At 68.8% G+C, this 8,981-nt stretch carries 8 protein-coding genes and 1 pseudogene; 3 read left to right on the top strand and 6 right to left on the bottom strand.

What is annotated here, in order from left to right:
* Window positions 1-1,414, top strand: a 1,414-nt coding sequence (locus tag NON22_RS15740; protein ID WP_484600505.1) for a [protein-PII] uridylyltransferase family protein, incomplete at its 5' end; no start/stop codon positions are given.
* Between the two features lie 363 nt (window positions 1,415-1,777).
* The gene (locus tag NON22_RS15735; protein ID WP_257387896.1) at window positions 1,778-4,033 is read left to right on the top strand and encodes a TonB-dependent receptor; all 2,256 of its coding nucleotides are present in this window, start codon (window positions 1,778-1,780) and stop codon (window positions 4,031-4,033) included.
* Window positions 4,034-4,402: 369 nt separating this feature from the next.
* On the opposite strand, the gene NON22_RS15730 is transcribed toward NON22_RS15735, so the two are convergent.
* The 4 genes from NON22_RS15730 to NON22_RS15715 form a co-directional block, all read right to left on the bottom strand.
* On the bottom strand, window positions 4,403-4,846 hold the full coding sequence (locus tag NON22_RS15730) for a hypothetical protein (RefSeq protein ID WP_257387895.1): 444 nt from the start codon (window positions 4,844-4,846) through the stop codon (window positions 4,403-4,405).
* A gap of 179 nt (window positions 4,847-5,025) precedes the next feature.
* Window positions 5,026-5,532, bottom strand: a complete 507-nt coding sequence (locus tag NON22_RS15725) for a GNAT family N-acetyltransferase (RefSeq protein WP_257387894.1) — start codon at window positions 5,530-5,532, stop codon at window positions 5,026-5,028.
* Between the two features lie 326 nt (window positions 5,533-5,858).
* Window positions 5,859-6,626: a type I methionyl aminopeptidase gene (map, locus tag NON22_RS15720; RefSeq protein WP_257387893.1), complete on the bottom strand. Its 768-nt coding sequence runs from the start codon at window positions 6,624-6,626 to the stop codon at window positions 5,859-5,861.
* Entirely contained in the window at window positions 6,623-6,835 is a 213-nt protein-coding gene (locus tag NON22_RS15715) for a ParD-like family protein (RefSeq protein ID WP_257387892.1), read from the bottom strand. Before NON22_RS15715 ends, map begins: the two co-directional genes overlap by 4 nt.
* Before the next feature lie 732 nt (window positions 6,836-7,567).
* On the opposite strand from NON22_RS15715, the gene NON22_RS15705 reads away from it, so the two are divergent.
* Window positions 7,568-7,813 carry a hypothetical protein gene (locus NON22_RS15705; RefSeq protein ID WP_257387891.1) on the top strand — a complete coding sequence of 82 codons (246 nt, stop codon included), beginning with the start codon at window positions 7,568-7,570 and terminating at the stop codon, window positions 7,811-7,813.
* 304 nt (window positions 7,814-8,117) lie between these two features.
* Here NON22_RS15705 and NON22_RS15700 read toward each other — a convergent pair whose 3' ends face one another.
* Both NON22_RS15700 and NON22_RS15695 read right to left on the bottom strand, forming a co-directional pair.
* Complete coding sequence (locus NON22_RS15700; protein WP_257387890.1) at window positions 8,118-8,465, bottom strand: hypothetical protein; 348 nt, start codon at window positions 8,463-8,465, stop codon at window positions 8,118-8,120.
* A 224-nt stretch (window positions 8,466-8,689) separates the two neighbouring features.
* Window positions 8,690-8,981: pseudogene (locus NON22_RS15695) on the bottom strand (hypothetical protein); the annotation flags it as partial.

Below are 8,981 nucleotides of genomic sequence, written 5' to 3'. Positions count from 1 at the left end.
GCGGGAAGCGCTGCTGGGTCTCGCGCGCTCGCCGGCCGTGCGCAGCATGGCCGCCGGCTCGCGCGAACGCTTCGACCGGCTCATGCCGCAGCTGCTGCAGGCCGCCGCGGCGAGCCGCGCGCCGGCCGCCTGTCTCGAACGCCTCGTTCGCCTGCTGCACGCGATCGTGCGCCGCGCGGCGTATCTCGTGCTGCTCGACGAACAGCCCGCCGCGCGCAAGCGCCTTATCGCGCTGTTTGCCGACAGCGCCTGGCTGGCCGAGCGGGTCATCGCGCATCCGCTGCTGATCGACGACCTGTTCGATCCGCGCCTCGACGCGGTACCCGTGGACCGCAGCGCGATCGCCGGCGAGATCGCGCGTCGCGTCGCCACGCTCGAAGCCGCCGAGCCCGATCCCGAAGCCGAGATCGAGTTGCTGCAGGAGCTCAAGCACAGCCTCGGCTTCCGTCTCGGCCTCGCGTTCCTCGGCAGGCGCGCCGACGCCGTCGCGACCGCGCGGCGCCTGGCCGTCCTGGCCGAGACCATCGTCGCGACCGTGCTCGCCCAGGCCGAGCGCGATGCGCTGCGCCAGCACGGCCGCCTGCCCGGGCGCAGCGGGGCCGGCAGCGGCCTCGCGATCGTCGGCTACGGTTCGCTCGGCGCGGCCGAACTCGGCTTCGCCTCGGATCTCGATCTCGTGTTCCTCTACGACGAAGCGCTCGGCCAGGTCGAAAGCGACGGCGCCAAGCCGCTCGACGGCCAGCGCTACTACGCGCGCATCGCCCAGCGCGTCGTGCATCTGCTGACCACGATGACGCGCGCCGGCCGCCTCTACGAAGTCGACGTGCGCCTACGCCCCGACGGCGGCAAGGGCCTGCTCGTGACGAGCGTGCAGGGCTTCGCCGACTACCAGCGCGAACGCGCCTGGACCTGGGAACACCAGGCCCTCGTGCGCTCGCGGCTGCTCGCCGGCGACCCGACGCTCGCGCGCCGCTTCGGCGAGGCGCGATCCGCCGTGCTCGGACTGCCGCGCGACCGCGCCGACGTGTTCGCGCACGTCGCGACGATGCGCGCGCGCTGGCGCGCCGAGCGCGACCGCTCCAGCACGGCCGAGCTCGATCTCAAGCAGGGCGCCGGCGCGCTGCTCGACATCGAATTCCTGCTGCAGGCGCTGGTGCTCGCGCACGCGGCGACGACTCCGCCGCTGCTGCAGGCCAGCGACAGCGCGAACCTGATCCGCCTATCGGCGCAGCACGGCCTGCTGACCGCCGCACAGGGCGAAGCGCTCGCGAACGCGCATGCGGTGCTGCTCGACGCCGCGCTCACCTGCACCTTGGACGCACGACCGCGGCTCGCCGCGCGCACGCCGGCGCTGACGGCGGCCAGCGAGGACGTGCTTTCGGTTGCGCGGGCGCTGGGGCTGGCGTTCGGTTGATGGCCGCGCGACGGGCGCGCGTCGTCGGCCGGGCTCCGAATGAGGCACGTCGGCGCACGTGACGTGCCGCTTGCACCGTTCATCGCTGCGTCACGGGCAATCCGCATTGCGCGTGCGTGACAGCCCGGCGCCGATGCAAAGTCCGCGCAAACGCCATGTCATCTTGATCGCGCATCGTCGCGCCGCTTCGCCGCAGCGTGGCGCTGTCCGGCGCGCTGTCGCGAGGCTGTGCGGCAGGGCCGGCGGGGAACGCGTGCCGTGCCGCGCATCGGGCGCGGCGAGGACTGCCGGCCGAACGACTCTTCGACGAACGCGCCGCAGGGAGGCGCGCGCTGTCGCTCGTCTCAAAAAAGCCAGAACGACATGAACGTCACACTGCATCCGCTGTCCCTCGCGATCGCCGCGCTGCTGTTCGGCACCGCGACCGCCGCCGTCGCCGAAACCCGCGTCGACGCGAACACCGGTCCTGCGGCCGAAACCGCGGCCGAAGCCGCAGCGAGCCAGACCCTCGATACCGTTTCCGTGATCGGCCAGGGTGAGACGCGCCAGGTCCAGCGCGTGTTGCCCGAGGAAGCCATCGCCAAGCCGGCCGGCACGAGTCCGCTGAAGCTGCTCGACAAGCTGCCCGGCGTGCACGTCGAGGCCGCCGATCCCTGGGGCAACTACGAATGGTCGACGCGCATCAGCCTGCGCGGTTTCAACCAGAACCGCCTCGGCTTCACGCTCGACGGCATTCCGCTCGGCGACATGAGCTACGGCAACACGAACGGCCTGCACATCAGCCGCGCGCTGATCGCCGAGAACCTCGGCATGGCCGAAGTCGCCCAGGGCAGCGGCGCGCTCGGCACGGCGTCGACCGGCAACCTCGGCGGCACGATCGCGTTCGCCTCGAGCGATCCGCTGCCGCAGTACGGCGCGCGCCTCGCGCAGACCGTCGGCAGCGACGCGACGCGGCGCACGTACGCGCGCCTCGATATCGGCGACCACGCCGGTTTCGCTGCCTATCTGAGCGGCGCCTACTCGACGACCGACAAGTGGAAGGGCTGGGGCGAGCAGGAGCAGACCCAGTTCAACGGCAAGGCCGTCTACGATTTCGCCGACAGCCATCTCGCGCTGCTCGTCAGCACCTCGCGCCGCAACGAGGTCGACTACGCGGACTACTCGCTCGATTCGCAGCGCCGCCTCGGCTGGGACTGGGACAACTACGCGCCGGACTGGCAGCGTGCCGTCGACGCGGCGAACGGCGTCTATTCGGGCGGCGTCAACAGCCTCGACGACGCCTATTACCTCGGCCGCGGCCTGCGCGACGACGATCTCGTCGGCCTGTCGGGCGACTTCGGCCTCGGCGAAGGCCTGAACCTGCGCCTGGGCAGCTACTACCACAACAACGAAGGCCAGGGTCACTGGTTCACGCCGTATGCGCCGTCGTCGGCGACCGTTCCGATCTCGATCCGCACGACCGAATACGACATCGAGCGCACCGGCTATACCGGCGCGCTGGTCTGGCAGATCGAGAATCACACCTTGGAAGGCGGCTTCTGGTTCGAGACCAGCGTGCACGGCCTGCAGCGCAACTTCTACGGCATAGACGGTCCGATCGTCGACGACTATTTCCTGCGCAACCCGGCTCTGCGCCAGTTCCGCCAGCGCTTCGATACCGACACGACGCAGTGGTATCTGCAGGACCGCATGAGCTTCCTCGACGGCAACCTCAAGGTCGACGTCGGCTTCAAGAGCCAGGACGTGCAGACCGATGCCGTCAATCTGATCGGCACGCGCGCGAGCGGTTCGCTGACCGCGAAGAAGAACTTCCTGCCGCAGCTCGGCGCGAACCTGCGCGTCAGCGACGGCGAGGAGCTGTTCTTCAGCTACGCGGAAAACCAGGCTGCGTTCCAGCCCGGCGTGTCCGGCCCGTTCTCGGCGTCGCAGAGCGCGTTCGACGCGATCCGCGACACGCTCGAGCCCGAACGCTCCAAGTCCTTCGAAGGCGGCCTGCGTTCGAGCCACGAGAATTTCGACGCCTCGCTCGCGCTGTACTCGACGAAGTTCGACAACCGCCTGCTCGCGATCGCCCAGTGCAGCGGCATCCAGGGCTGCCCGACCGTGCTCGCGAACGTCGGCTCGGTGCGCACGCAGGGCGCCGAAGCCACGTTCGTCTGGCGCCCGATGGATGGCCTGAGCTGGTTCAATTCGCTGACCTGGACCGACTCGCAGTACGAGGACGACTACCTCGACGGCGCCAACGCGATCCCGACCGACGGCAAGGACGTCGTCGACACGCCGCGCCAGCTGTTCGCGACGCAGCTGACCTACGACCTCGACGGCTTCGCTTTCAGCCTCGGCGCGAAGTACACCGGCAAGCGCTACATCACCTACGTCAACGACTCGTCCGTGCCGGGCTTCTGGGTCGTCGACGCCGGCGCGAGCTACACGATCGGCGACCTCGGTCCGCTGTCGGCGCTGAAACTCTCGGCCAACGTCACGAACCTCGCCGACCGCAACTACTTCGGCACCGTCGGCTCGAACGGTTTCGTCGCGTCCGACCCGGCCGGCCTGAACTACACCGTGCTGCAGGGCGCGCCGCGGCAGGTGTTCTTCACGGTGGATGCGAAGTTCTGAGGTGTGATTGACGACGTTCGCCGCGCTGCTGGGGCAGCGCGGCGAACGTTTGCGTTGTCGCGCCTGGTAGTCGCGCAGGCTCATCGGCAGCTCGGGCGAACGAGAAGCTGTGTGCCGTGGTCGGCAACGAATGCCGTCGGTGGAATCAGGTGTTTCAGTCGATCGGCTGCGGCGGCGAATCTTCGTCGAGCCGGTTGACGTATTCGACTACCAGCAAGGACTGTGCGATCGGCCAACGGACGCGCTCCACCAAGATCCGCAGCCGCTCGCGCGTGAAATACTGGCCGGTGCCGGCAACCTCGCAGATAAAGCCCTGCTCATCCGGCGTCTGCTCCAGCCCTTGCTAGAGACAGGGGGGCCGGCGTGCCGCTATTCCGCCGACAGATCGGTGAACTGCGGCTCGCGCGCGACCGCCTCGCAAAGCCAGCGGAAACACGCGTCCTCGGCGGTCATCCGCGCGCGGCCCAGCAGCTTCTCCCACAGCGAGCGCTGCTTGTCGACGAATACGGTCCAGGCGTGATTGCCGTCCGCGCTTTCCTCGGCTGATGCGCCGATCAGATAACAGCGGCCGTCGACGGTCGCTATCGCATACCAGCCCCAGTCCTCCGCGGCGGTTTCCGACAACGTCGCGCCGACCGGAGGTTGCGTGCGCAGCCACTCCAGCAGCGACCAGCCGCGGATCGGATTGATCGGGTTGTCCGGCTCTTCCGCGAGATCGAAGCGGCGCGTGCGGAAGCGGATCAGCGGATGCGAGGGACCGGCGGCACGCAGCCGCAAGGTGCGTGCCAGGACGGTTTCGTCGTCGGTCGTCATGCAACCTCCCACGCTCGCGGAGGGCGCGCGCGGCGCCTGGGCGGTCGAGTCTGCGTGCGCCGCGCCGACGCTGCAAGGTGTTGGCGGCGGGAGGCGCGGGTGGCCGGCAGCGTTGCGCCGGACGGATACGTCGCTGCGTGTCGCTCCGCGAGGCGTCGTGCCACGGCGGCCGGCGGGCGTTACGCGCGGGCCGAAAAGGCCTCGTGATACGAGACGTTTCCTCGCGGCAATGCCGCGCCGAAGGGAAGCGCCTGGAAGTATTCCGGCGGTACGCCGGGAAAGTTCAGTTGCGGCTCGGCCCTGAAGCCGAAGCGGCTGTAGTAGCCCGGCTCGCCGAGCACGACACAACCGGCGGCGCCGCGTTCGCGCAAGTCGGCCAGCGTCTGCGTGACGAGCTGCGAACCGATGCCGCGGCCCTGATGCGAGGGAATGACCGACACCGGTCCGAGCCCGTACCAGTCCTTTGCGCCATCGGAAATCGCGACCGTCGACATCGCGACATGGCCGACCATGACGCCGTCGTGCTCGGCCACCAGCGACACGCTCAACTGGCCGGCCGCGCGCAGCGCGCGGACGATGAACTGCTCGGTGTGTTGCGTATGCGGCGCGTCGCGAAAGGCCGCGACGGTGACGGCGTCGATGGCTGCTGCATCGCCGGGTGTTTCGTGGCGAAGATGCAAGCTCATGCGGCGATACGGAGGGATTGTGGAAGGATGGCGGAAAACGGCGGGCCGCCGGTGGCGCAATGGCCGATCTGGCCCGAACCGCCGGCGATGGCTGCAACGAGCGCATCGCCGGTGCGTCGCGGCCTTACAGCTTGGCGCGCGACTGCAGGAAACGGCCGAGGCGGGCTTTGCGGCGGCGGGCGCGGCACTTCTTCATGGTGAGGCTCCTGTAGGGTGGGTGGACCGGCGATTGTCGCATTCCGGGGCCGTGGCGTCGCCTGGGGTGCCGGGAAGGCATGCATTGCCCCGGCGGCGGCGCAGTCGACGGAATGTAGGCTGCCGTCGGCTCAGCCCGCTGCGCGCTCCTCGGCACGCAGCGTCAGCACCCGCACACCGTCGCGCGTGACGGCGACGGTGTGCTCGAACTGCGCCGACAGCTTCCCGTCGCGCGTCGTCACGGTCCAGCCGTCGTCTTCGGTCCGCACGGCGCGGCTGCCCTGGTTGAGCATGGGCTCGATCGTGAACACCATGCCTTCCTGCAGCGCCAGTCCGGTCTGCGGCCGGCCCCAGTGCAGCACCTGCGGCGGCTCGTGCATCTCGCGGCCGATGCCGTGCCCGCAGTATTCCCGCACGACCGAGTAACCGCCTTGCCGGGCATGACGCTCGATCGCATGGCCGATGTCGCCGAGCCGGGCGCCGGGACGAACGGCGCGGATGCCCTGCCACAGCGCTTCGTACGTCACCCGCACTAGCCGTCGAGCGGCCGGCGACACGTCGCCGACGAGATAGGTCTTGCTCGAATCGGCGATGTAGCCGTTCTTCTCCAGGGTGATGTCGAAATTCACGATGTCGCCGTCCTGCAGGACTTCCGCCGCCGACGGGACGCCGTGACAGACGACGTCGTTGCGCGACGAATTCAGCGCATAGGCATAGTCGTACTGGCCCTTGCTCGCCGGACGCGCGTCGAGCTCCCCGACGATGAAGCGGTCGACGAGGTCGTTGACCTGCAGCGTCGTCATGCCGATCAGGTCGAGCCGGTCCAGATGGCCGAACACCTGCGCGAGCAGCCGGCCCGATTCGGCGAGCAGCGCGATCTCGTCGGGCCGCTTGGTCACGCGCTTGCCGTCCTGACGGCCGGCGCCTCGACACCGGCCGCGCGCAGCTCCCGCGCGACGATCTCGTTGAACGTCAGGGTCGGATTCATCTCGCAGAGCATGCCGATCCTGATCCAGAACGCCGCCTGCGCATTGATCGACCGGCAGGCCACGGCGCTGGCCTTGCGGATCTGGTCGTGCAGCTCGTCGTCGATGTTTACGATGCCCATGGAGCGTCCTATATACGAAACGTATATGGATCATATTGCCGATTCGAGTGATCGAGCAAGGACTGGCGCTGACGGACTCGAGGCCGGGCCGAGCAGGAAACGCCTCGGCAGGCCCTGGAACCGCGCTGCCCTGCGACGGATCTCCTGTACGGCTTGCGCGGCGTAGCCGCTGACGTCCGCGGCTGTTGCCGAATCGGGCTGTACCGCGTACCCGAACGCGGTGGTGTCTTCCGCCGCCCAGTGCCAGTGCTCTGCCTGCCGGAGACCGGCGGCGCCGTCGCTTGCACGCGCGATGTCACGGTGCCTTGCGAACTCGGCCGCAGCGCCATCGGCCGCATGTCGGAGACCGGCGCGGCCGACGGCGGCGGCGCATCGGCCAGGATCAGGCCGGAGCTGCCGAGATGCATGTCGGTGTTGGCGATCAGCTGACCGAACCACCACGTGCGGCACAGTGCCCTTGCGTGGTCGGCCGACAGCCGGCCGTGCGCGAGCTACGGCATCGAGGTCCCGCCGGAACCGGTGTCGGCGGCGATCGATTCGGTCATCGAGGAAGTCGTCGCTACTTCGCATCGGTCCGGTCGACGCATCGTGCACGACGCTTGCGCGCACCGGTGCGAATTGCCGGAGCGGCCAACGTAGCCATGCGCATTTGCAGCGGCCTCGGCCGATGGCACGGCGATTGCGGAATCCCAGGGGCGCAACCAGCGCAGCTCACTCGCAAGGAGAGACTTGATGCCGAACGATACCGACAACCGTCCGCCGAACAGCAACGTCCGCAATCCCGGCGCCGACAACCAGCAGGCCAAGCAGAGCCAGCAGCGCCAGGCTGACTACGAGACGGAGCGCAGGAACGCGCGCCAGACCACCGGCAACGACGTCGACAACGACAACAATCGCGTCAATCAGCGCAACCGCGTGTCCGACCAAGACGCCGACAATCCGCGCAGCAGCAGGAATGCGGATCGTGGTAACAAGTGACAGGCGTTGAGTCGCATCCTGCGGCGGCCCGCTTGACGGGCCGCCGCTTTGCGTCATGCGAAGACGCGTTTCAAGATGCCGGCGAAGAACAGCGCAGATTCACACGCGGCTCGCGTGGTCTGTTCATGGACTCCAAGCGGGTATGGCGACGAAGGGCGCTTGCACCTGAGGGCCGCTGATGCGGAAGTCGGTTGGTGTCTTCTGCAGCGCCGTCTCGAGCTGATTCGAGTCGCCGCGACCGTGCGATCGAATCCTCAGGCAAGCCGTTTTCGTGGCGTGTTCAGACTTTCCGCGAGGTCTCGCTTCACTCGCAAGCACTCGGATGCTCCTCGCACGGCATATCGCGCTGGGTCGTGATCTCGCCGGACGGTTCGACGACGTAGTACGGGCCGTGGGAGTAGGCGAAGCTGCCCTTCGGTGTCAGGTAGACGTAGGCGCGGCCCGGCACGACGGTGGACATATGGCAGCTCGCCTGCGTGTAGCGGGCTTCGACGGCATCGTTCGTTTCGCCACCGGTGCTGCCCGTCGGCGGCGACGCGGCAACGTGGCTCAGTGCGCGGTTTATAGCGATATGGCAGGCCATGGAGATTTGTTCGTAGGTCGCGGGCGCGGCCGCGAACGTACCCAGCAGAAGCGCGGTGATGGCGGTCATGGCGGTGCTTTCGATCGGCGGTGCTCGTGCCTGACCGTGAGGACCGGCAGCAGTTCCGCGACGGCCAGGCATGTGACAGATCCGTACTCGAACGCGGGTATTCCGGCCCGGATGGCGCTCGATGGGTGTAACGACGCGGGACAGCCGCAACTGCCCAGCGTCGTCGAATGGCAACCAGCCGGCGCACGCGATGACGCGGCGCCGACGGGTGCTTTCGCCGTCCCTTAGCGATCCCCGCGACAGGCAATCGTCTCCCCCGCCGCATTCGTGCAGGTGCCGCTGTGCGTGACATTGCCGTTGCTGACCGTGGTCGAGCCGTTGTAGCTGTTGCCGTTGGCGCCGGTGGCGCTGGTCGTGCGCGAGCCGGCCACGCTGCCGTCGGCGCTGCGCGCGATGGAGCCTGACGTGGTCGCGCTGCCCCCGTTGGGGCCGCTGACGCTGGCGCTGCCCTGGCGGCCGGCGCTCCCGTCGGCGTTGCGGTAGGCGCTGCCCTGGCGCGCGGCGCTGCCGCCGTCG

The organism is Tahibacter caeni (genome assembly GCF_024609805.1).
In the GTDB taxonomy this organism is placed as follows: Bacteria; Pseudomonadota; Gammaproteobacteria; order Xanthomonadales; family Rhodanobacteraceae; genus Tahibacter; species Tahibacter caeni.
The sequence above is the reverse complement of the archived record's forward strand: the minus strand, read 5'-3'. Positions and strand labels throughout refer to the sequence as shown.

What these genes read in the sequence shown, in the direction of transcription:
- NON22_RS15725 (WP_257387894.1), bottom strand. Translation starts at nt 5,532, where the DNA reads ATGAGCTTGCATCTTCGCCACGAAACACCCGGCGATGCAGCAGCCATC.
- NON22_RS15730 (WP_257387895.1), bottom strand. Translation starts at nt 4,846, where the DNA reads ATGACGACCGACGACGAAACCGTCCTGGCACGCACCTTGCGGCTGCGT.
- NON22_RS15705 (WP_257387891.1), top strand. Translation starts at nt 7,568, where the DNA reads ATGCCGAACGATACCGACAACCGTCCGCCGAACAGCAACGTCCGCAAT.
- NON22_RS15735 (WP_257387896.1), top strand. Translation starts at nt 1,778, where the DNA reads ATGAACGTCACACTGCATCCGCTGTCCCTCGCGATCGCCGCGCTGCTG.
- NON22_RS15700 (WP_257387890.1), bottom strand. Translation starts at nt 8,465, where the DNA reads ATGACCGCCATCACCGCGCTTCTGCTGGGTACGTTCGCGGCCGCGCCC.
- NON22_RS15715 (WP_257387892.1), bottom strand. Translation starts at nt 6,835, where the DNA reads ATGGGCATCGTAAACATCGACGACGAGCTGCACGACCAGATCCGCAAG.